The organism is Streptomyces huiliensis (genome assembly GCF_020037025.1).
Classification (GTDB): domain Bacteria; phylum Actinomycetota; class Actinomycetes; order Streptomycetales; family Streptomycetaceae; genus Streptomyces; species Streptomyces huiliensis.
The window spans coordinates 44,695-65,227 of record NZ_JAIQLH010000029.1; the positions used below are offsets into that span (position 1 = coordinate 44,695).

18 protein-coding genes are annotated in these 20,533 nt (G+C 73.8%); 11 read left to right on the forward strand and 7 right to left on the reverse strand.

From position 1 onward, the window contains the following. Nucleotides 1-23: 23 nt before the first annotated feature. Both ccrA and JNW98_RS06710 read left to right on the forward strand, forming a co-directional pair. Complete coding sequence (ccrA, locus tag JNW98_RS06705) at nucleotides 24-1,277, forward strand: crotonyl-CoA carboxylase/reductase (RefSeq protein WP_223767149.1); 1,254 nt, start codon at nucleotides 24-26, stop codon at nucleotides 1,275-1,277. 215 nt (nucleotides 1,278-1,492) lie between these two features. After that, on the forward strand, nucleotides 1,493-2,386 hold the full coding sequence (locus JNW98_RS06710) for a Bax inhibitor-1/YccA family protein (protein WP_223767150.1): 894 nt from the start codon (nucleotides 1,493-1,495) through the stop codon (nucleotides 2,384-2,386). A 129-nt stretch (nucleotides 2,387-2,515) separates the two neighbouring features. Here JNW98_RS06710 and JNW98_RS06715 read toward each other — a convergent pair whose 3' ends face one another. Continuing rightward, nucleotides 2,516-2,746: a DUF4287 domain-containing protein gene (locus tag JNW98_RS06715; RefSeq protein ID WP_223767193.1), complete on the reverse strand. Its 231-nt coding sequence runs from the start codon at nucleotides 2,744-2,746 to the stop codon at nucleotides 2,516-2,518. 98 nt (nucleotides 2,747-2,844) lie between these two features. Here JNW98_RS06715 and JNW98_RS06720 point away from each other — a divergent pair, with 98 nt between their 5' ends. Then, nucleotides 2,845-3,174 carry a hypothetical protein gene (locus tag JNW98_RS06720; protein ID WP_223767151.1) on the forward strand — a complete coding sequence of 110 codons (330 nt, stop codon included), beginning with the start codon at nucleotides 2,845-2,847 and terminating at the stop codon, nucleotides 3,172-3,174. Between the two features lie 46 nt (nucleotides 3,175-3,220). Here the strand turns inward: JNW98_RS06720 and JNW98_RS06725 are convergent, their stop codons facing one another. The 3 genes from JNW98_RS06725 to JNW98_RS06735 all read right to left on the reverse strand — a co-directional run bounded on the left by JNW98_RS06725 (nucleotide 3,221) and on the right by JNW98_RS06735 (nucleotide 7,149). After that, nucleotides 3,221-4,054 (reverse strand): hypothetical protein, encoded by an 834-nt coding sequence (locus JNW98_RS06725; RefSeq protein WP_223767152.1) that lies wholly within the window; start codon nucleotides 4,052-4,054, stop codon nucleotides 3,221-3,223. A gap of 520 nt (nucleotides 4,055-4,574) precedes the next feature. Beyond that, entirely contained in the window at nucleotides 4,575-5,795 is a 1,221-nt protein-coding gene (locus tag JNW98_RS06730; RefSeq protein WP_223767153.1) for an acetyl-CoA C-acetyltransferase, read from the reverse strand. Between the two features lie 298 nt (nucleotides 5,796-6,093). Continuing rightward, a complete protein-coding gene (locus tag JNW98_RS06735) occupies nucleotides 6,094-7,149 on the reverse strand; it encodes an SGNH/GDSL hydrolase family protein (protein WP_223767154.1) in 1,056 nt (351 codons plus the stop codon). A gap of 183 nt (nucleotides 7,150-7,332) precedes the next feature. Here JNW98_RS06735 and JNW98_RS06740 point away from each other — a divergent pair, with 183 nt between their 5' ends. Continuing rightward, the gene (locus JNW98_RS06740; protein ID WP_223767155.1) at nucleotides 7,333-8,724 is read left to right on the forward strand and encodes a cystathionine beta-synthase; all 1,392 of its coding nucleotides are present in this window, start codon (nucleotides 7,333-7,335) and stop codon (nucleotides 8,722-8,724) included. Nucleotides 8,725-9,211: 487 nt separating this feature from the next. Here the strand turns inward: JNW98_RS06740 and JNW98_RS06745 are convergent, their stop codons facing one another. Then, a complete protein-coding gene (locus JNW98_RS06745; protein WP_223767156.1) occupies nucleotides 9,212-9,643 on the reverse strand; it encodes a hypothetical protein in 432 nt (143 codons plus the stop codon). Nucleotides 9,644-9,744: 101 nt separating this feature from the next. Here JNW98_RS06745 and JNW98_RS06750 point away from each other — a divergent pair, with 101 nt between their 5' ends. Together JNW98_RS06750 and JNW98_RS06755 are read left to right on the forward strand one after the other, a co-directional pair. Further along, nucleotides 9,745-11,127, forward strand: coding sequence for an acyl-CoA synthetase (locus tag JNW98_RS06750; RefSeq protein ID WP_223767157.1), 1,383 nt, complete (start codon nucleotides 9,745-9,747; stop codon nucleotides 11,125-11,127). A gap of 89 nt (nucleotides 11,128-11,216) precedes the next feature. Further along, on the forward strand, nucleotides 11,217-12,068 hold the full coding sequence (locus JNW98_RS06755; protein WP_223767158.1) for a MurR/RpiR family transcriptional regulator: 852 nt from the start codon (nucleotides 11,217-11,219) through the stop codon (nucleotides 12,066-12,068). A gap of 7 nt (nucleotides 12,069-12,075) precedes the next feature. On the opposite strand, the gene JNW98_RS06760 is transcribed toward JNW98_RS06755, so the two are convergent. Next, nucleotides 12,076-12,234 carry a hypothetical protein gene (locus JNW98_RS06760; RefSeq protein WP_223767159.1) on the reverse strand — a complete coding sequence of 53 codons (159 nt, stop codon included), beginning with the start codon at nucleotides 12,232-12,234 and terminating at the stop codon, nucleotides 12,076-12,078. A 452-nt stretch (nucleotides 12,235-12,686) separates the two neighbouring features. Between JNW98_RS06760 and JNW98_RS06765 the strand changes: the two genes are divergently transcribed. After that, nucleotides 12,687-13,283 carry a hypothetical protein gene (locus JNW98_RS06765; RefSeq protein WP_223767160.1) on the forward strand — a complete coding sequence of 199 codons (597 nt, stop codon included), beginning with the start codon at nucleotides 12,687-12,689 and terminating at the stop codon, nucleotides 13,281-13,283. Here JNW98_RS06765 and JNW98_RS06770 read toward each other — a convergent pair. After that, nucleotides 13,267-14,631 carry a type III PLP-dependent enzyme domain-containing protein gene (locus tag JNW98_RS06770; protein WP_223767161.1) on the reverse strand — a complete coding sequence of 455 codons (1,365 nt, stop codon included), beginning with the start codon at nucleotides 14,629-14,631 and terminating at the stop codon, nucleotides 13,267-13,269. The two genes, JNW98_RS06765 and JNW98_RS06770, sit on opposite strands and share 17 nt — an antisense overlap. Before the next feature lie 163 nt (nucleotides 14,632-14,794). Between JNW98_RS06770 and hutU the strand changes: the two genes are divergently transcribed. The 4 genes from hutU (at nucleotide 14,795) to hutI (ending at nucleotide 20,383) form a co-directional block, all read left to right on the forward strand. Then, on the forward strand, nucleotides 14,795-16,459 hold the full coding sequence (hutU, locus tag JNW98_RS06775) for a urocanate hydratase (RefSeq protein ID WP_223767162.1): 1,665 nt from the start codon (nucleotides 14,795-14,797) through the stop codon (nucleotides 16,457-16,459). A gap of 158 nt (nucleotides 16,460-16,617) precedes the next feature. After that, complete coding sequence (locus JNW98_RS06780; protein ID WP_223767163.1) at nucleotides 16,618-17,805, forward strand: allantoate amidohydrolase; 1,188 nt, start codon at nucleotides 16,618-16,620, stop codon at nucleotides 17,803-17,805. Next, nucleotides 17,796-19,142, forward strand: a complete 1,347-nt coding sequence (locus tag JNW98_RS06785; protein WP_223767164.1) for a formimidoylglutamate deiminase — start codon at nucleotides 17,796-17,798, stop codon at nucleotides 19,140-19,142. The genes JNW98_RS06780 and JNW98_RS06785 overlap by 10 nt, the downstream gene beginning before the upstream one ends. Nucleotides 19,143-19,204: 62 nt before the next feature. Beyond that, a complete protein-coding gene (gene hutI, locus JNW98_RS06790) occupies nucleotides 19,205-20,383 on the forward strand; it encodes an imidazolonepropionase (RefSeq protein WP_223767165.1) in 1,179 nt (392 codons plus the stop codon). The last annotated feature ends 150 nt before the right edge of the window (nucleotides 20,384-20,533 follow it).

Here is a 20,533-nt window from a genome sequence, read left to right on the forward strand (position 1 = left end):
AGTCACCCGACGTGGAGGAAGAGTTGACCAAGGACCTGTACGACATCGGCGAGATGCCGCCCCTGGGCGAGGTTCCGGCGCGGATGCACGCGTCGGTCATCCGTCCGGAGCGCTACGGGCCGCCGTCCCAGGGCTTCGCCATGGAGGTCGTGGACGTGCCGGCGGTCGGCCGCGGCCAGGTGCTCGTCTACGTCATGGCCGCGGGCATCAACTACAACAACGTGTGGGCTTCCCTCGGCTACCCGTACGACGTGGTGGCCGGCCGGCAGAAGAAGGGCGAGCCCGAGGACTTCCACATCGGCGGCTCCGAGGGTTCCGGCATCGTCTGGGCCGTGGGGGAGGGCGTCAGCTCCGTCAAGGTCGGCGACGAGGTCACCCTCTCCGGCTGCACCTGGGACGAGACCGCCGACGACATCCGGCTGGGTGCCGACCCCATGACGTCGGTCACCCAGAAGGCGTGGGGCTACGAGACGAACTACGGCACCTTCGCCCAGTACGCCCTGGTCAAGGACTTCCAGTGCCACCCCAAGCCGAAGAGCCTCTCCTGGGAGGAGGCGGCCTGCTTCCTGCTGACCGGCGCCACCGCCTACCGCCAGCTCTGCGGCTGGGCCCCGCACACCGTGGAGCCCGGCGACCCGGTGCTGATCTGGGGCGGCGCGGGCGGCCTCGGTTCGATGGCGATCCAGATCACCCGGATCCGCGGCGGCATACCCGTCGCCGTGGTCTCCGACGACGAGCGCGGGAAGCACTGCCTGGAGCTCGGCGCGGAGGGCTTCATCAACCGCAACGACTTCGACCACTGGGGCCGGCTCCCCGACACTTCGGACAACGCCGCCATGGCGAAGTGGATGAAGGGCGCCCGCGCCTTCGGCAACCGGTTCTGGGAGATCCTGGGCGAGCGCCGGGCCCCCCGGATCGTCCTGGAGCACAGTGGGCAGAACACCATTCCCACCTCGATGTATTTGTGCGACACCGCCGGAATGGTGGTCATCTGCGGGGGCACGAGCGGTTACAACGGCGACCTCGACCTGCGATTCCTCTGGATGCGGCAGAAGCGGCTGCAAGGCTCCCACTTCGCGAACATCCGGCAGTGCCGCCAGGTCATCGAACTCGCCGCGAGCGGAAAACTCGACCCGTGCCTGTCCTGGACCGGTGATTTCGCCGACACCGGCCGGGCGCACCAGCTGATGTACGAGAACCGGCACCCGTCCGGGAACATGGCCGTCCGGGTGAACGCTGTGAACGGCGTGAACGACGTGACCGCAGCCGCCGGCTGACCCGGCGCACCACCGGGTGGAGGGGGCCGGGCGGGCCGTTCGCGGACGGGTCGCCCGGCTTTCGGCCGTCCTCGGCGGAACCCGTCGTTTGGGTATCGCGTTCTCTGGTAGGAGAGGGACGAGGCAAAAGATCGTCCCACAGCACGAGAGCCATTCTTTTGCCTACCTATTACCCTTGACGGCAAGGCCGCGCAGGGTGGCCATGGAGGAGTGAAATGAGGAGCAGGAACCCGGTCTTCTCGCGACGGGGGTTCACTCCCGGAGGCGGCTACGCGAACTTCAACGCGGCACCGCCGTCCGGGTCCGCGACGCAGGGAAACCCCTACGCGAACAGCCCGTACGCGCAGCCGACCGACCCGTACGCGGGCAACCCGTACGGCCAGCCGACCAACCCGTACGCGCAGGGCGCCCCGGATCTCCAGCAGGGGATGCCGCAGGCCCCGGCCCGCTCGGGCGCCATGACGATGGACGACGTCGTCAGCCGCACCGCCATCACGCTGGGCCTGGTGGTCGTCGCCGCGGGCGCCGCCTGGGCGATGGAGCTGCCGGTCGGTCTCGGCTTCGGCGCCGCGATCATCGCGATGGTGCTGGGTCTCGTCCAGTCGTTCAAGGCCAAGCCCTCCCCGGCGCTGATCCTGGCCTACGCGGCGTTCGAGGGTCTGTTCCTCGGTGTCATCAGCCAGGCGTACAACGAGGTCGCCAAGGGCGCCCCGATGCAGGCGGTGCTGGGCACGGTGGCGGTGTTCGCCGGTGTGCTCTTCGCGTACCGGGCCCGGATCATCAACGTGAACCGCAGGTTCGTCCGCTTCGTGGTCGGTGCCGCGATCGGCTTCCTGCTGCTGGGCGTCGTCAACATGCTGTTCGCCGTGTTCGGCGGCGGTGACGGCCTCGGCTTCCGCACCGGTCCGATGGGCATCCTCGTCGGTGTCATCGGCGTGCTGCTCGGTGCCGCGTTCCTGGCGCTCGACTTCAAGCAGGTCGAGGACGGCATCCAGTACGGCGCCCCGCGCGAGGAGGCGTGGACGGCCGCGTTCGGTCTGACGCTGTCGCTGGTGTGGATCTACACCGAGCTGCTGCGGGTCATCGCCCTCGTGATGAGCGACGACTAGACGACCGGGCCGCAGGAGGTCGCAGGACGAGAACGGATGTGACGGGCCGGGCCCGGGAAGACAAGTACGACGGTCTTCCCGGGCCCGGCCCGTCTGTGTGGGGTGCGGGGTACGGACCGGCCGCCGCGGCTACAGGAGCCTGCGCGCGGCCCGTCGGAGGTCGTACTCGTGCACGATCGCCTTGGCGTGGCCGTAGGCGAGACCGTGCTCTCCGCGCAGCCAGCTCACCTTCTCCTCGAACCGGGACAGGGATGGGCCTTCGTCGACCGTGCGCATCCAGTCGGCGACTTCTCGGCCGGTGCAGTGGGGGATTCGGGAGAGCAGGTTCCGGTGGGTTTCGTCGGAGATGACGTAGGACATCGGCGCCTCCGGACGCGTCGGATGATGGTCCTTCATGTCACCGTGCCCGAGTGTTCGGTCATTGGCAACAGTCGGTGGCCGCCGCATAGTCTCAGGGCGTGGACGATGTGACGCCTCTCCTGACCGCCGTGGACACCTTCGCCGACCGCCTGCGCGCCCTGCCCCAGTCCCGGCTGAGCCGGGGGGCCGCCGCCGAGGCGCTGGCCCTCGCCCGTGAGCTGGCGGGCCGGGCCCAGCGGATGGAGGAGCCCGGGGACGCCGCGCCGCGCGAGATGCCGGACGCGGGGATCTTCGCGGTGGCCGACCAAGTCGCCGTCGCCGGCCACGATCTGGCCGAGGCGCTGGCCGCCGGCGGCGCGCCGGAGGGCGCGGTGACGGCGGCGGTGGAGCTGGTGGCGGATGCGGCGCGGCGGTGCGGCCTGCAGTGAGGCCGAGGGGCCTGGCCCCGGGTCGGCCGGCGGATCGGACCCCGGGTCAGAGGGACGCGATGACGCGGTCCGCGAGGACGTAGACGTTGCCCGTCGCGCAGCCGAAGGTGAGGGCGTAGGCGCCCGCCACCCCCGAGCCGCCGAGCAGCACCGGCGCCTCGCCGGTGCGCAGCGCGTGCGCCAGGCTCTCGGCGGTCTCCCGGTGGCCGGGCGTCATGCAGACGGTGGTGCCGTCGGCGAAGACGTAGACGTCGAGGGTGCCGAGCGGGCCCGGACGGACGTCCGCCAGCGGTACGCCGGCCTCGGCGAGTTCGGTCAGCCGCTCGACGGTGCGCTCGTGGTCGCCGACCGGCGCGCCGGCGGGCGAGAAGTCGGGGTGCGACGGGTGCCGGCGGCGGGCCGCGGCCAGTTCGGGGGAGTCCGTCTCGTCCGCCGCGGTGGCGTCGGTCTGCCGGGGCAGGTACGGGACCTGCGGGACGTCGCCGTACAGGAGCTCGGGGCCGGCCGTCTCGTCCACGGCGCCCGGCAGGTTCGACAGCAGGGAGGGCGCGTCGGCCGCGCCGCTCAGGTCGAGGGCCTCCTGCGCGGCCCAGAACGCCCGGGCCTCGGCCAGCTCCCGCTCCCGCTCCTCGGCGAGCGCGTCGGCGACGGCGGCCCGTATGTCGGAGAGCACGACACCGGCCTCCTCCGCGGGGGCCTGCCGCGCGGCCGGGACCGTCGGGGCCGTCGGGTCCGCCGCGCGCCGGGTGTCGGCCGCGGCCAGGTCGGCGCGGAGTGCGTGGATCTGCCGGCGCAGCCCGCGGGTCGTCCACAGGGCGGCGGTGCCCGCGGCGGTGGCAGTGGCGGCGGCCAGCAGCAGGGCAAGGGACATGGCGCTCACTGACGTACTCCCGGTTGCTGTCGGTCCCCGAATTCCTACCTCAGCTTCGCGCGCGTCTTCGCCGGTCCCCAGTGCAAAACGTCATGAAACCGGCGGGACTTAGGACCCGGAGGTTGTGACTTCAACATATCTGACCTGGGGAAACGAATCTCCCCCGGGACGTTGGTCACATCCTGGGGGAGATTGGGTCACGAACGAGAGGCGGGGAGCGGGGTCAGCTCATGCGCTCGCCTCTTGTCTGTCGCGATGAGCTGCGGCTCCGCTGCGGGCAGGTGCCGCCTTCGTTCCTCAGGCGACCCCTACCCTCCGCTGCGCCTCAGCTCATGCGCTCGCCTCTTGTCTGTCGCGATGAGCTGCGGCTCCGCTGCGGGCAGGTGCCGCCTTCGTTCCTCAGGCGACCCCTACCCTCCGCTGCGCCTCAGCTCATGCGCTCGCCTCTTGCCTGTCGCGATGAGCCGCGGCTCCGCTGCGGGCAGGTGCCGCCTTCGTTCCTCAGGCGACCCCTACCCTCCGCTGCGCCTCAGCTCATGCGCTCGATGACCATCGCCATGCCCTGCCCGCCACCCACGCACATCGTCTCCAGCGCGAACTGCTTGTCGTGGAACTGGAGCGAGTTGATGAGCGTGCCGGTGATGCGCGCGCCCGTCATGCCGAAGGGGTGGCCGACCGCGATGGCGCCGCCGTTGACGTTGAGCTTGTCGATGTCGATGCCCAGGTCGCGGTAGGAGGGGATCACCTGCGCGGCGAACGCCTCGTTGATCTCGACCAGGTCGATGTCGTCGATGGTCATGCCGGCCCGCTTCAGCGCCTGGCGGCTCGCCTCGACCGGGCCGTAGCCCATGATCTCGGGGGAGAGGGCGGAGACGCCGGTGGAGACGATCCGGGCGAGCGGGGTCAGGCCCAGCTCGCGCGCCTTGGTGTCGGACATGATCACCAGGGCGGCGGCGCCGTCGTTCAGCGGGCAGCAGTTGCCGGCCGTGACCAGGCCGTCCGGGCGGAAGGACGGCTTGAGGCCGCCGACGCCCTCCAGGGTGACGCCCGCGCGCGGACCGTCGTCCTTCGCGACGACCGTCCCGTCCGGGGTGGTCACCGGGGTGATCTCGCGCTCCCAGAAGCCGTTGGCGAGGGCCTGCTCGGCGAGGTTCTGGGAGCGGACGCCGAACTCGTCCATCTCCTCGCGGGTGATGCCCTTGAGACGGGCGAGGTTCTCGGCCGTCTGCCCCATCGCGATGTAGGCGTCCGGGACGAGACCGTCCTCGCGCGGGTCGTGCCAGCCCTCGCCGCCCTGCTCGGCGCGGGCCGCGGTGCGCGCCTCGGCGTCGGCGAACAGCGGGTTGTGGGTGCCGGGCATGCCGTCCGACGTGCCGTTGACGGACCGGGACACCATCTCGACGCCCGCCGAGAGGAAGACGTCGCCCTCGCCCGCCTTGATCGCGTGGAAGGCCATCCGCGAGGTCTGGAGGGAGGACGCGCAGTAGCGGGTGATCGTGGTGGCGGGCAGGTGGTCCATGCCCATCTGCACGGCGACGATCCGGGCCAGGTTGTGGCCCTGCTCGCCCCCGGGCAGGCCGCAGCCGAGCATCAGGTCGTCGATCTCGCGCGGGTCGAGACCGGGGACCTTGTCGAGCGCGGCCTGGATGATCGTGGCGGTCAGGTCGTCAGGCCGCAGCTCCTTCAGCGAGCCCTTGAAGGCCCGGCCGATGGGGGAACGGGCGGCTGAGACGATCACGGCTTCGGGCATCACGGCTCCAGTCGACGCGACGACGGCAGGACTCCGGTGAAGTTACCTGCACGTAAGGTCAAGGTCACGAGGCGGCGGCTGTGATGCGGGACTCATGGCCGTCGGGCCGGATGACGGCGGGGTGCCCGTCCATTGTCGCTCCGCGCCGGTTGCCGCGGTTGCTCCGCTCGTCCTCAGACGCCGGACAGGCTGTGTCAGCCTGTCCGGCGACTGAGGACAGCGCCCGGAGGGCGCTTCGGGGGTGCGGGGGCGCAGCCCCCGCAGGAAACGGTGAAGGGGCGGGGCCGGGGCATCCCCCCTACCGGCCCACCCGGTGCCACACATGGTGCCGCTCCGGCCCGTCCCCCGGCCCCCCGGGCCCCTCGGGCCCCTCGGCCGGAGGAAGCTGACGGCGCCGGCGGTGCTTGAGGAGCGCCCAGCGCCCCCGAGCGGCGGCCGTGACCTCGGTGCCGCCCTCGGCCGCCGCCTCGGCCGCGGCCCGGGCCACCGGCAGGATGCCCTCGCGCCGGGTGGCGTCCGGCCGCTCCTCGTCCTCCGGCCACAGGCCGAGCGTCGCGCAGAGCGTGGGCAGGACGGCCATGGCGGCGGTCGCGTAGCCCTCCGCCGAAGGGTGGTAGTTGTCGGGACCGAACAGCTCGCGCGGGTTGGACTCGAACTCCGGGCCGAGCAGGTCGCCCAGCGAGACCGTGCGCCCGCCGGCCTCCAGCACCCCTATCGTCTGCGCCGCCGCGAGCTGCCGGCTCAGCCGCCGGGCCAGCCAGCGCAGCGGCTGGTACACCGGCTCGATCGTGCCGAGGTCGGGGCAGGTGCCGACGACCACCTCGCAGCCCGCGTCGCGGAGCCTGCGCACGGCCTCGGCCAGCAGCCGGACCGAGCGGGCGGCGGGCACCCGGTGGGTGACGTCGTTGGCGCCGATCATGATGACGCAGACGTCGGGGGCCCGGTCGTGGCCGGACAGCAGCAGGGTGACCTGCCGTTCCAGGTCGTAGGACTGCGCCCCGGAGAGCGCCACGTTCCGCAGCTCCACCGGCCGCTCGGCGATCGCCGCCAGCCCGGTGGCCAGCAGGGCGCCGGGCGTCTGCCGGGGCCGGTGGACGCCCTTGCCGGCGGCCGTGGAGTCGCCCAGCATGCCGAGGACCAGCGCCTCGTTCCCGGCCCGGTGGACGAACGCCGACCCGTAGCGGCCGTCCGCCTGCGGCGGGGTCTCGTTGTTGCCGCCGACGATCCGCCTGGCCAGCGCCACCTCGGTCAGCAGCAGCCCCAGGGCCGCACCGCCCAGCAGCCCGATGCCGCCGCCCCCGTACGCCGCCGCGGCCGCGATCCGTCGCGCGGCCCTCGCCCTCGACATGGACATAAGGCGGGTCTCCTCCCGCTCCACGAGCGCTGTGCACCCTTGCTCGACCGTGTTGATGGCTACGTGCCCCGAGCGTGGGCCAGTGCAACGCGTCACTGGTGCACTCGGCCCTCGAATCGTCCGAATAGGCTGGTTGTACGGGCACGCGACGAACCGCTAGTGCCCCCGACCGCGGAGACCACCGTGCAGTATCACGATTCGATGATCGAGCTCATCGGGAACACCCCGCTCGTGAAGCTCAACAGCGTGACCGAGGGCATCAAGGCGACCGTGCTGGCCAAGGTCGAGTACTTCAACCCCGGCGGCTCGGTCAAGGACCGCATCGCCGTGCGGATGATCGAGGCCGCCGAGAAGTCCGGGGACCTGAAGCCGGGCGGCACGATCGTCGAGCCGACGTCGGGCAACACGGGCGTGGGCCTGGCGATGGTGGCCCAGCAGAAGGGCTACAAGTGCGTCTTCGTCTGCCCGGACAAGGTGTCCCAGGACAAGATCAACGTGCTGCGGGCCTACGGTGCCGAGGTCGTCGTCTGCCCCACCGCCGTCGATCCGGAGCACCCGGACTCGTACTACAACGTGTCCGACCGGCTGGTCCGTGAGATCCCGAACGCCTGGAAGCCGGACCAGTACAGCAACAAGAACAACCCGCTGTCGCACTACTACTCCACCGGCCCGGAGGTGTGGGAGCAGACCGCCGGCAAGATCACGCACTTCGTCGCGGGCGTCGGCACCGGCGGCACGATCAGCGGCACCGGCCGGTACCTGAAGGAGGTCAGCGACGGCAAGGTCAAGGTCGTCGGCTCGGACCCCGAGGGCTCGGTCTACAGCGGCGGCTCCGGCCGCCCGTACCTGATCGAGGGCGTCGGCGAGGACTTCTGGCCGACCGCCTACGACGGCACGGTCACCGACGAGATCATCGCGGTCTCCGACAAGGACGCCTTCCAGATGACCCGCCGCCTCGCCCGCGAGGAGGGGCTGCTGGTCGGCGGCTCCTGCGGCATGGCCGTGGTCAGCGCACTGCGCCTGGCCGAGCGGCTGACCGAGGACGACGTCGTGGTCGTCCTGCTGCCGGACAGCGGTCGCGGCTACCTCAGCAAGATCTTCAACGACGAGTGGATGGCGGACTACGGCTTCCTGGAGGAGCCGGGCGACGCCGCCCGCGTCGGCGACGTGCTGCGCCGCAAGGACGGCGGCCTGCCCTCGCTGGTGCACATGCACCCCGAGGAGACGGTCGGCGAGGCGATCGAGGTGCTGCGCGAGTACGGCGTCTCGCAGATGCCGATCGTCAAGCCGGGCGCCGGGCACCCGGACGTGATGGCCGCCGAGGTCATCGGCTCGGTCGTGGAACGGGAGCTGCTGGACGCGCTGTTCACCCAGCGTGCCTCGCTCTCCGACCCGCTGGAGAAGCACATGAGCGCGCCGCTGCCGCAGGTCGGCTCCGGCGAGCCGGTCGGCGACCTGATGGCCGTGCTGGGCGCGGCGGACGCGGCGATCGTGCTGGTCGAGGGCAAGCCGACCGGTGTGGTGAGCCGTCAGGACCTGCTGGCGTTCCTGGCGGAGGGCAACGGGGCCAAGTAGCCGGCCGGGCCGGCGGGCCCCCGCCGTCGGAGGCCGGGGGTCGGCCGGCCGCCCGGGGCGGGGGCCCGCTGTCCGTCCGGGGCGGGGGCCCGCTGTCCGTCCGGGGCTGAGGGTCCGCTGTCCGTCCGGGAGTCGGTGGTTCGCCGTCCGTCCGGGAGTCGGTGGTCCGCCGTCCGTCCGGAGGCCGTCAAGACGGGCCCCCGCCCCGTAAAAGGAACGTATGTGTCACGTGACGGCAGCACGGACTTAACAAGCGCCCGCCACACTGGAGGCGTGCCGCGCGGACGGAAGTGTCCCGGGCGGCACGTCGGTGCGACGGCAGGACTTCCGGAGCGGCTCCCGGACTCCACGGCCGTCCGGACGCGGTGGCCGGCGCCCTAGGGCCCGGACCGCGTCCCCGCGGGGGACCGCCGCCGTCCCGGCCCCGGGCTCGGCCCGGGGTGCGGCGGCCCCCGCGCAGTCCGTTCCCGCCGTCACGTGTGCGGTGTCAGTCCCACTCCGAGCCGCCGCGGTCGTGGTTCCGCTGCCACGGCCACCCCCGCATCACCTGCACGGCGTTGACGCCCACGATCCCGGCCCAGGTCACCAGCAGACCGGACAGCCCCGCGTTGGCCGCGCCGATCGCGGACAGCGGGATCGCCAGGACGAGGGTCACCACGGCGAAGCCGAAGCGCTCGCCGAAGGTGCCGAACTCCCCGCCGCCGTCCGGCCTGCCGCCGCGCGCGGCCGTCATGCGCTGTTCGGCGGCCTGGCGGCGCAGGCGTCGCTCCATCGCGCCGTCGAGCTTGTGCTCCACCTTCTCCAGGAAGGAGTCGACGAGCTCCGCCTCGTAGTCGGCGCCCAGTTCCTTGCGGGCCTGGAGTGACGCGTCGAGATCCTTCTTGAGCTCTGGTTTCAGGTCTGGGTCGTGGCCGGTCATGCCGACAACGGTACGGTCGGCCCGTGGCCCCCGTCAGTGGGGGCAGCACCCGTATCCGCAGTGGGGCCGTCCCCGGGGCGGGCCCGTGGAAGGAGCAGCCCGTGACAGCCGCCCTCCTGTCGTCCCTCACCGGCGGCGCCGCCGACCGGCCGGACGCCCTCTCCTTCGCCGGCCGGACCCTCTCCCGCGAGGACCTGCTCGGCGCCGCGGGGGCCGTGGCGCACCGGATCGCCGGCGCGGCCTCCGTGGCCGTCCGCGCGACGCCGACGGCCGAGACGGCCGTCGCGGTCGTCGGCGGGCTGCTCGCCGGGGTGCCCGTGGTGCCGCTGCCGCCGGACGCGGGGCCCGTCGAACGGCGGCACATCCTGCGCGACTCCGGCGCGGAACTCGTCCTGGGCGGGGAGCCGGAGGACGACGGCGTCGCCACCGCCCCCGTGGACGTCCGGGAACGGGCCGACCTCCCGGCCCGGACGGCGGACCCGGACCGCCCCGCACTGATCCTCTACACCTCCGGCACCACCGGCGCCCCCAAGGGCGTGCTGATACCGCACGACGCGATCACCGCCTGCCTCGACGGGCTCGCCGAGGTCTGGCAGTGGACGGCGGAGGACACGCTGGTCCACGGGTTGCCGCTGTTCCACGTGCACGGGCTCGTCCTCGGCGTGCTGGGTGCGCTGCGCACCGGCAGCCGGCTGGTCCACACCGGGCGGCCGACCCCCGAGGCGTACGCGGCGGCGGGCGGCAGCCTGTACTTCGGGGTGCCGACGGTGTGGTCCCGGATCGTCCGCGAACCCGCCGCCGCCCGGCGGCTGGCCGGGGCGCGGCTGCTGGTCTCCGGCAGCGCCGCGCTGCCCGCGCCGGTCTTCCGCGAACTGGAGGCGCTGACCGGGCAGCGGCCCGTCGAGCGGTACGGCATGACGGAGACGCTGATCACCGTCGCGGCACGGGCGGACGGGGAGCGGGTGCCGGGACGGGTCGGCGTACCGCTGCCGGGGACGCGCACCAGGATCGCGGAGGTCGAGGACGGCGGCGGCATCGGCGAACTGGAGGTGTCGGGCCCCACCCTCTTCTCCGGCTACCTCGGCCGCCCCGAGGACACCGCCCGCGCCCACACCGCCGACGGCTGGTTCCGCACCGGCGACATCGCCGCCCTGGACCCCGACGGCACCCACCGCATCGTCGGCCGCGCCTCCACGGACCTCATCAAGTCCGGTGGCTACCGCATCGGGGCGGGCGAGGTGGAGAACGCGCTGCTCGACCACCCGGCGGTGGCCGAGGCGGCCGTCGTCGGGCTGCCGCACGACGACCTCGGGCAGGAGATCGTCGCCTACGTGGTGGCGGAGGGCGTGACGGAGCGGGCGCTGATCGACTTCGTGGCCGGGCAGTTGTCCGTGCACAAGCGGCCGCGCCGGGTCCGCTTCCTGGAGGCGTTGCCGCGCAACGCGATGGGCAAGCCGCAGAAGAAGCTGCTGGAGGGGTTGTAGGGACGCCGGGCGTGAACCGGGCCTGCATAATTCCATGCAGAGTCCGGTTCGGATGAATGAGCCGGGGTGGAGCGGGAGAGGAAGAGCGGATGACGGAGACCGGCGCGGCACCGGAGGCGACCGCACGGCTGCAGAAGCTCTTCGAGGGGCACCGGCTGACGCCCACCCAGCGCCGCATCGCGCACTGCATGGTGCGCCGGGCCGCCGACGCGCCCTTCCTCTCCAGCGTGGAACTGGCCGAGCTCGCCGGGGTGAGCCAGCCGTCCGTGACCCGGTTCGCCGTGGCGCTCGGCTTCGACGGCTACCCGGCGCTCCGCCGCCACCTCCGGGAGGCGTTCCCCGCGGCGCCCGAGACGGCGCCGGCCACGGACAACGCGTACCAGCAGGCGGTCCACGCCGAGATCGACAACCTGCGGCACCTCGCGTCGCTCCTCGCCGACCCCGAGCCCGTCGCCCGCGCCGGGCGGCTGCTCGCCGCCTCCCGGCCGCTGCCGGTGCTGGGCCTGCGCGCCGCCGGCGCCCAGGCGGCCGGCTTCACCTACTTCGCCCGCAAGGTGCACCCCGACGTCCGGCTGCTCGACGAGGGCGGCAGCCTGCTCGTCGACCGCGTCGACGCGGCCGTACGCGCCGGCGCGAGCGTCCTGCTCTGCTTCGCGCTGCCCCGCCACCCACGCGAGGTCGTCGAGGCCCTGGAGTACGCGCGGGGCGCGGGCCTCACCGTCGTCACCGTCGCCGACTCCACCTTCGCCCCCGTGGCCCGCCACAGCGACCTCCTCCTCCCCGCCGCCGTCGGCACCGGCCTCGTCTTCGACACCGCCTGCGCGCCGATGCTGCTGGGGCGGGTGCTGCTGGAGGCGATGTGCGACGCGCTGCCCGACGCGCAGGCGCGGCTGGAGGAGTTCGACGTCAACGCGGCGGCGCGGGGGCTTTTCGCCGAGTGACGCGGCGTCAGCGCGTCAGCGTGTCTGTTCGCGCCGCGGCCGTGTGCTGCGGCGCCTGCGCGCCGGCTTCCGTCGCCGACCCCAGGAAGCTCATCAGCGCTGTGAGCGCCAGCGCCACCGCCGCGACCGCTGCGCGCCGCCTCAATCCCCGCTTGTCGACCGGCATTCCGGGTTCCTCCGCTCGTTGTTCCGCCCCCGTGCGCTTGCTTTGACGGTAGCGGGGGTGGGGGCGTGTGCACGTCATACTCGGGCGCTCAGTGGCGGGTGATACGTGGGTATGACGTTGTCGTCATCGTTCGGTCATGTGGGGTGCCCCGGTCCCGCCCTTTCGCCGTTTCCTGGGGCTGCGCCCCAGACCCCGCTTGTCGCGGCTTCGCCGCTCGTCCTCAAACGCCGGACGGGCTGGATCGGGCGCCCACTCCAGCCCGTCCGGCGTTTGAGGACAACCGCGCGGAGCGCGGTTTCGGGGGTCCGGGGGCCGGCCCCCGGGAATCGGCGAAGGGGTGGGACCGGGGCACAGCCCGCCGCAGGCGCCCCCGCCCAGCGCCATCCTCAGCTTCTCCTCAGATTCGCCCGCTACCCTCCGCCCTGAATCCAGCCCACGTAAGGAGGTTCGAGATGGGACGCGGAAGCGGAAGCAGTTCACTGGCACGCGTAGCCGTGATCGTACGAGCACCCGCCACCCCCCTGTGGTGGCTCGGCCTCCTGGCAGCCGGCGTCGGCGCCGCCCTCCCCGGCCTCACCGGCCGCCGGATCGGCCTCCTCGCCGGAGCGGCCCTGTTCCTGGCGACCGCCACCGCCGCGTTCACGGCCCGCCGCAAGCGGTACACGCACCTGACCCAAGCCGCCTCCCGGGCGGGCAAAGCGGTCTTCCTCCAAGACCGCGCCGTCACCGCACGCACCTGGAGGCGAAGCCGCCGCTGGTGGCTCGCCCTGGCCTTCCCGGCCGCCGTCGCGGCCTCCCTCGTCGCCCCCGGCACCGCCGGCCTGGCGATGGCCGGCGCCGGCGCGGGCCTGTGGGCGAAAGCCCAGTGGCTGGGCGGGCTGGAGCGCCGGGCGGGAGCACTGCTGTGGGTGCGGACGGAGTGGGCGAAGGGCAGCCCGGCAGGCAAGCACGTCCACGGCTACCTGACCACCGGCCTCGCGGCGGGCGACGCCGCCCCGGGCGGCGCCCGGCGCCCCGCGCGGCGGACGGCGGTCAGCGTAGCCCGCTGAGCGCCGCCGCGTGCGCGCCCCCGCCCTCGGCGACCAGTTCGTCGAGCGTCTGCGGCGCGCGCACGGGCGCGAACCGCACCCCGTCCGCCGTACCCACCCAGCCGTACACCCCCGGCCGGGGCAGCGCGTTGTAGCCGAAGGGCGTGGAGAAGTAGTACGCGCCGGTGTCGAGCAGGGCGACGTGGTCGCCGGTCTCCAGCGGCGGCAGCGCCCGGTCCACGGCCACCAGGTCGCCCGCGAAGCAGCAGGGCCCGGCGACGTCCTGGCCCACCGGCTCGCCCGTCTTCGGCAGCCCCCGGGCGTCGTAGGCGGCCACCCGCAGCGGCCAGGCGTCCGGCGCGAACACCGTCCGGGTGGCGACCTGGGCGCCCGCGTGCGTCACCGCGATCCGCCGGCCCCCGGCCGACTTGGCGTACTCCACGCGCGCCAGCACCAGCCCGTGCTTGGCCGTCACCGATCGGCCGAACTCGGTGACCAGCCCGTACCGCCCGTCGAAGAGGCCCGGCACGGTCGCGGCGAGCAGCCGGGCGTAGTCCCGGTGGCTCGGGGCCTCCTCGTCGGACGCGAAGTTGACGGGGAGGCCGCCGCCGATGTCCAGGGTGTCGACCTGCTGCCGCCCGGCGAGCCCGTTGATCTCCTCGGCCAGCTCGTAGACGATCCGCGCGCCCTCCGCCAGCAGTTCCGGCGGGCAGCCCTGCGAGCCGACGTGGCCGTGCAGCCGGGTCAGCCAGGGGCGGTCCGCGTACGCCCGCAGCAGCCAGGCGCGGGCGCCCGGGTCGCGCAGCGCCACCCCGAACTTCGAGCTCTCCGTGGCGGTGCTCATCGCGCCGATGCTGCCCCCGCCCACCTGCGGGTTGACCCGTACGCCCAGCGGGGCGGCGGGCGGTCCGCCGGCCGCCACGAGGGCGTCAAGACGGGCGAGTTCGGCCCGGCTGTCGACGTTGACGGCGACGCCGAGCGCCAGCGCCTCGCGCAGCTCGGCGGGGGTCTTGGCGGGGGAGTCGAGGACGATCCGTCCGGGCGGCACGCCTGCCGCGCGGGCCAGGGCCAGCTCGCCGGGGCTCGCCACCTCGCAGCCCAGCCCCTCGTCGGCGAGCAGCCGCAGCACCGGCACCAGGGAGGCGGCCTTCACCGCGAAGGCGTGCAGCACGCCCGCGCCGCCGCCGGTGCGGACCTCGTCGAACGCCGCGCGCAGGCCGGCCGCCGACGCCCGGATCCCGGCCGCGTCCAGCAGTCCGGCCACCGGGTGCGCCTCGTCCACCAGCCCCCGCGCCACCGCCGCCCGGACGGCGGCGTCCCGCCGCTCCGCCGGGCCGGGCTCCGGCCGGCCGTTCCCCTTCAGGACCACGCTCCTACTTCACCACCGGAGCCGGTGCGGCGCCACGGCGCGAAGGGGGCACCAGGGCCCGCCGCACCTGTTGACTAGACGTATTCACCGGCCCAGTATGTGCAGAAGTTCTATTCAATACGGCCGGCGTCCGTCGAGGCCGGGAGTCAGGGAGGCAGGGCCCATGTCAGGACCGCGACCCGTGCGAGCGCCGCGAGGCACCGAGCTCAGCGCCCTGGGCTGGCAGCAGGAGGCCGCCCTGCGGATGCTGCAGAACAACCTCGACCCCGAGGTCGCCGAGCACCCCGACAAGCTCGTCGTCTACGGCGGCACCGGCAAGGCCGCCCGCGACTGGCGCTCCTTCGACGCCATGGTCCGCACCCTGCGGACGCTCAAGCAGGACGAGACCATGCTCGTCCAGTCGGGCCGCCCCGTCGGCGTGATGCAGACGCACGAGTGGGCGCCGCGCGTCCTGATCGCCAACTCCAACCTGGTCGGCGACTGGGCGAACTGGGAGGAGTTCCGCCGCCTGGAGGCCCTCGGCCTCACGATGTACGGGCAGATGACCGCCGGATCGTGGATCTACATCGGCACCCAGGGCATCCTCCAGGGCACCTACGAGACCTTCGCCGCCGTCGCCGCGAAGAAGTTCGACGGCACCCTCGCCGGGACGATCACCCTCACCGCCGGCCTCGGCGGCATGGGCGGCGCCCAGCCGCTCGCCGTCACCATGAACGACGGCGTCGCGATCTGTATCGACTGCGACCCGCGCGCCATCGACCGCCGCATCGAGCACCGCTACCTCGACGTGAAGGCCGACTCCGTCGACCACGCGCTCCGGCTGGCCGTCGAGGCCCGCGACGCACGCCGCCCGCTGTCCATCGGCGTCCTCGGCAACGCGGCCGAGCTCCTTCCGCAGCTCCTCGCGATGGGCGCGCCCATCGACATCGTCACCGACCAGACCTCCGCCCACGACCCGCTCGCCTACCTGCCGACCGGCATCGCCTTCGAGGACATGGCCGACGCCGCCGCCAAGGACCCGGCCGGCTTCACCACGCGCGCCCGGGAGTCCATGGCGAAGCACGTCGAGGCCATGGTCGGCTTCCAGGACGCCGGCGCCGAGGTCTTCGACTACGGCAACTCCATCCGCGGCGAGGCCCAGCTCGCCGGGTACGACCGGGCGTTCGCCTTCCCCGGCTTCGTCCCCGCCTACATCCGGCCGCTGTTCTGCGAGGGCAAGGGCCCCTTCCGCTGGGCCGCGCTGTCCGGCGACCCCGCCGACATCGCCCGGACCGACAAGGCGATCCTCGACCTCTTCCCCGAGAACGAGTCCCTGGCCCGCTGGATCAAGATGGCCGGGGAGCGCGTCCACTACCAGGGGCTCCCCGCCCGCATCTGCTGGCTCGGCTACGGCGAGCGCGACCGCGCCGGCGAGCGGTTCAACGACATGGTGGCGAGCGGCGAACTGTCCGCCCCCGTCGTCATCGGCCGCGACCACCTCGACTGCGGCTCCGTCGCCTCCCCCTACCGCGAGACGGAGGCCATGCTCGACGGCTCCGACGCCATCGCCGACTGGCCGCTGCTGAACGCCATGGTCAACGTCGCCTCCGGCGCCTCCTGGGTCTCCCTCCACCACGGCGGCGGCGTCGGCATGGGCCGCTCCATCCACGCCGGGCAGGTGACGGTCGCCGACGGCACGCCGCTGGCGGGCGAGAAGATTCGCCGGGTGCTGACCAATGACCCGGGGATGGGTGTGATCCGGCACGTCGACGCCGGGTACGACATCGCGGAGTCGGTGGCGGAGGACCGGGGCGTTCGGGTGCCGATGCGCGAGGGTGAGCAGGCGTGACCGATCCAGCCCGTCCGGGGGCATCCCCTCTGGGGGAGTTCGAGGACACCGCGCGGAGCGCGGTTCGGGGGTCCGGGGGCGCAGCCCCCGGAGAAACGGGAAGTGGGGGTGCCCCCTCTGGGGGAGGGGCAGGGGCGAACTCCCCTTCGTTCCACGAGATGTGGCGCGACCTCGCCCCCATCGGCCGCAATTCCGAGAGCGGCGGCTACCGCCGCCACGCCTGGACCGGCGCCGACACCGACTGCCGCGCATGGTTCAAGGCACAAGCGGAGACCCGCGGCCTCACCTACGAAGTCGACCGCAACGGCAACCAGTGGGCCTGGCTCGGCGACCCCACCGCCGGTGACGCCGTCGTCACCGGCTCGCACCTCGACTCCGTCCCCGACGGCGGCGCCTTCGACGGCCCCCTCGGCGTCGTGTCGTCGTTCGCCGCGCTGGACGGGCTCCGGGCGCGCGGGGCGGCGCCCACCCGCCCCCTCGCCGTCGTGAACTTCGGCGACGAGGAGGGCGCCCGCTTCGGCGTCGCGTGCGTCGGCTCCCGGCTCACCGCCGGCACGCTGACGCCCGAGGCCGCGCACGCGCTGCGCGGCGCCGACGGCGTCACGCTGGCGCAGGCCATGGAGCGGGCCGGGTACGACCCCGAGGCCATCGGCCCGGACCCCGAACGCCTCGCCCGCGTCGGCGCGTTCGTCGAGCTACACGTCGAGCAGGGCCGCGCGCTCGCCGACACCGACCATCCCGTGGGCGTCGCCTCCGCGATCTGGCCGCACGGCCGCTGGCGGTTCGACTTCCACGGCGAGGCCAACCACGCGGGCACCACGCGCATCGAGGACCGCAAGGACCCGATGCTCACGTACGCCAACACGGTCCTGGCCGCCCGCAAGAAGGCGCGCCTCGCCGGCGCCCTCGCCACCTTCGGCAAGGTCGCCGTCGAACCCAACGGCGTCAACGCCATCGCGTCGCTCGTCCGCGGCTGGCTCGACTCCCGGGCCGCCGACGAGGCCACGCTGGCCGAGGTGGTCGCCGCCATCGAGCAGGCCGCCGTCGAACGCGGCCTGCGCGACGGCGTGGACGTCCGCGTCACCCGCGAGTCGTTCACCCCGGTCGTCGAGTTCGCCCACGGCCTCCGCGACGAGCTCGCCGGACTGCTCGGCGGCGTCCCGATCCTCCCCACGGGCGCCGGACACGACGCCGGAATCCTCTCCGGCAGCGTCCCCACCGCCATGCTGTTCGTACGCAACCCCACCGGCGTCTCGCACTCGCCGGCCGAGACGGCCACCGAGGACGACTGCCTGGCCGGGGTGACCGCACTCACCGACGTACTGGAGGGCCTCGCGTGCCGGTGACCACCACCTACTGGGCCGAACACGCCTGGCTCGGCACCCACGTCGAACCCGGCGTGGCCATCGACGCCGACCCGGCCGACGGCCGGATCGCGGCCGTGCGGACCGAGGTGGCGGCACCTCCGCCCGGGGCGGTGACCCTGCGCGGGCTCACCCTCCCGGGCCTGGCCAACGCCCACAGCCACGCCTTCCACCGGGCCCTGCGGGGCGCCGTCCAGATCGGCTCCGGCACCTTCTGGACCTGGCGCGACACCATGTACGGCGTCTCCGAGAAGCTCACCCCCGACCGCTACTTCGCGCTCGCCCGCGCCACCTATGCCGAGATGGCCCTCGCCGGTGTCACCTGCGTCGGCGAGTTCCACTACCTCCACCACGGCCCCGGCGGCACCCGCTACGACGACCCCAACGCCATGGGCGAGGCGCTCCTCGCCGCCGCCGCCGAAGCCGGCATCCGCATCACCCTCCTCGACACCGCCTACCTCTCCGCCGGCTTCGGCGAACCGCCCAACCGGCACCAGCTCCGCTTCTCCGACGGCACGGCCGACGCCTGGGCCGAACGCGCCGACGCCCTCAAGGGGTGCGGGCACGCCCGGATCGGCGCGGCCGTGCACTCCGTGCGCGCCGTGCCCGCCGACCAGCTGGCCACCGTCGCCGGCTGGGCCGCCGGCCGCGAGGCGCCGCTGCACGTCCACCTCTCCGAGCAGACCGCCGAGAACGACGCCTGCCGCGCCGCGCACGGTGTCACCCCGACCCGGCTCCTCGCCGACCACGGCGTCCTCGGCCCGCGCACCACGGCCGTGCACGCCACGCACCTCACCGACGAGGACATCGCGCTCATCGGCGGCTCCTCCACCGGCACCTGCATGTGCCCCACCACCGAACGCGACCTCGCCGACGGCATCGGCCCGGCCATCGCCCTCCAACGGGCCGGCTCGCCGCTGTCCCTGGGCAGCGACAGCCACGCCGTCATCGACCTCCTCGAAGAGGCCCGCGCGATGGAGCTCGACGAGCGCCTGCGCACCCGCACCCGAGGCCACTGGACGGCCGCCGCCCTGCTGCGCGCCGCCACCGCCGACGGGCACGCCGCCCTCGGCTGGCCCGAGGCGGGCCGCATCGAGCCCGGCGCCCTCGCCGACCTCACGACCGTCGCGCTCGACTCCGTCCGCACGGCGGGACCGCACCCCCGGCTGGGCGCCGAGACGGCCGTATTCGCGGCGACCAACGCGGACGTACGGCACACCGTCGTCGGCGGACGACACGTCGTACGGGACGGTGCCCACCTGCTGGTGGACGATGTGGCGGGCGCACTGGCCGACTCCATCGCCGCCCTGCACCCCTGAGGCGGCCCAGCCCGACAGAGCCGATCCCCCGGCGACCGATCCCGAAGGACGTCCACACCCCCATGGCCCCCATCACCACGGCGATCATCAACATCGGCAGTCTCGTCACCAACGACCCCTCCCTCCCCGGTGCGGGCCCCCTCGGCGTGATCCAGGACGCGGCGGTCGTCATCGACGGCGACCGCATCGCCTGGGTCGGTCCGACAAGCAAAGCACCCGCCACTGACAACGCCGTCGACGCCGAGGGCCGGGCGGGCCTCCCGGGGTTCGTGGACTCGCACTCCCACCTGGTCTTCGCGGGTGACAGGACCGAGGAGTTCAACGCCCGGATGTCCGGCCGGAGCTACAGCGCCGGCGGCATCCGCACCACCGTCGCCGCCACCCGTGCCGCCACCGACGCCGAGCTGGAGGCCAACCTCCGGCGCCACCTCGGCGAGGCGCTCCGCCAGGGCACCACCACCCTGGAGACCAAGTCCGGGTACGGCCTCAGCGTCCACGACGAGGCCCGCGCCCTGCGGATCGCCGCCGCCCACACCGACGAGGTCACCTACCTCGGCGCCCACGTCGTCGCCCCCGAGTTCGCCGACGACCCGGACGGCTACGTCGCGCTCGTCACCGGCGAGATGCTCGACGCCTGTGCCCCGCACGCCCGTTGGGTGGACGTCTTCTGCGAGCGCGGCGCGTTCGACGGCGACCAGGCCCGTACGGTCCTGGAGGCGGGGATCGCGAAGGGGCTGCACGCCCGCGTCCACGCCAACCAGCTGGGCCACGGCCCCGGCGTCCGGCTCGCCGTCGAGCTCGGCGCGGCCTCCGCCGACCACTGCACGCACCTCACCGACGCGGACGTCGACGCCCTGGCCTCGGGCGACACGGTCGCCACCCTGCTGCCGGGCGCGGAATTCTCCACGCGCGCCCCCTGGCCGGACGCGCGCCGGCTGCTCGACGCGGGCGCCACCGTCGCGCTCTCCACGGACTGCAACCCCGGCTCGTCCTTCACCAGTTCGGTGCCGTTCTGCATCGCGCTCGCCGTGCGCGACATGGGGATGACGCCCGACGAGGCCGTCCGGGCCGCCACCGCGGGCGGCGCCGCGGCCCTGCGCCGCACCGACGTCGGCCGCGTCGCCCCCGGCGCCCGCGCCGACCTCGTCCTGCTGGACGCGCCGAGCCACATCCACCTCGCCTACCGGCCGGGCGTCCCGCTGGTCTCGGCGGTCTGGCGCCGGGGCGTGCGCGAGGTCTGAACCGGGCGGCCGGCGCCACGGATCCCGAAACCGCGCCCGCCGGCCCGCGACCCTCGCCGCGGACCGGGTGGCCCGCCCCGCGCCGGCCCGTGGGCCGCCGGCCCACGGTCCGGGTGGCCCACGGTCCGGACGTCCGCCAGGTCAGCCGGC

Excerpts from the sequence above, each read along its gene's own strand:
- JNW98_RS06780 (WP_223767163.1), top strand. The coding sequence starts at position 16,618 with ATGTGGCGCGACCTCGCCCCCATCGGCCGCAATTCCGAGAGCGGCGGC.
- hutI (WP_223767165.1), top strand. The coding sequence starts at position 19,205 with ATGGCCCCCATCACCACGGCGATCATCAACATCGGCAGTCTCGTCACC.
- JNW98_RS06755 (WP_223767158.1), top strand. The coding sequence starts at position 11,217 with ATGACGGAGACCGGCGCGGCACCGGAGGCGACCGCACGGCTGCAGAAG.
- JNW98_RS06760 (WP_223767159.1), bottom strand. The coding sequence starts at position 12,234 with ATGCCGGTCGACAAGCGGGGATTGAGGCGGCGCGCAGCGGTCGCGGCG.
- JNW98_RS06710 (WP_223767150.1), top strand. The coding sequence starts at position 1,493 with ATGAGGAGCAGGAACCCGGTCTTCTCGCGACGGGGGTTCACTCCCGGA.
- JNW98_RS06730 (WP_223767153.1), bottom strand. The coding sequence starts at position 5,795 with ATGCCCGAAGCCGTGATCGTCTCAGCCGCCCGTTCCCCCATCGGCCGG.
- hutU (WP_223767162.1), top strand. The coding sequence starts at position 14,795 with ATGTCAGGACCGCGACCCGTGCGAGCGCCGCGAGGCACCGAGCTCAGC.
- JNW98_RS06765 (WP_223767160.1), top strand. The coding sequence starts at position 12,687 with ATGGGACGCGGAAGCGGAAGCAGTTCACTGGCACGCGTAGCCGTGATC.
- JNW98_RS06735 (WP_223767154.1), bottom strand. The coding sequence starts at position 7,149 with ATGTCCATGTCGAGGGCGAGGGCCGCGCGACGGATCGCGGCCGCGGCG.
- JNW98_RS06745 (WP_223767156.1), bottom strand. The coding sequence starts at position 9,643 with ATGACCGGCCACGACCCAGACCTGAAACCAGAGCTCAAGAAGGATCTC.
- JNW98_RS06715 (WP_223767193.1), bottom strand. The coding sequence starts at position 2,746 with ATGTCCTACGTCATCTCCGACGAAACCCACCGGAACCTGCTCTCCCGA.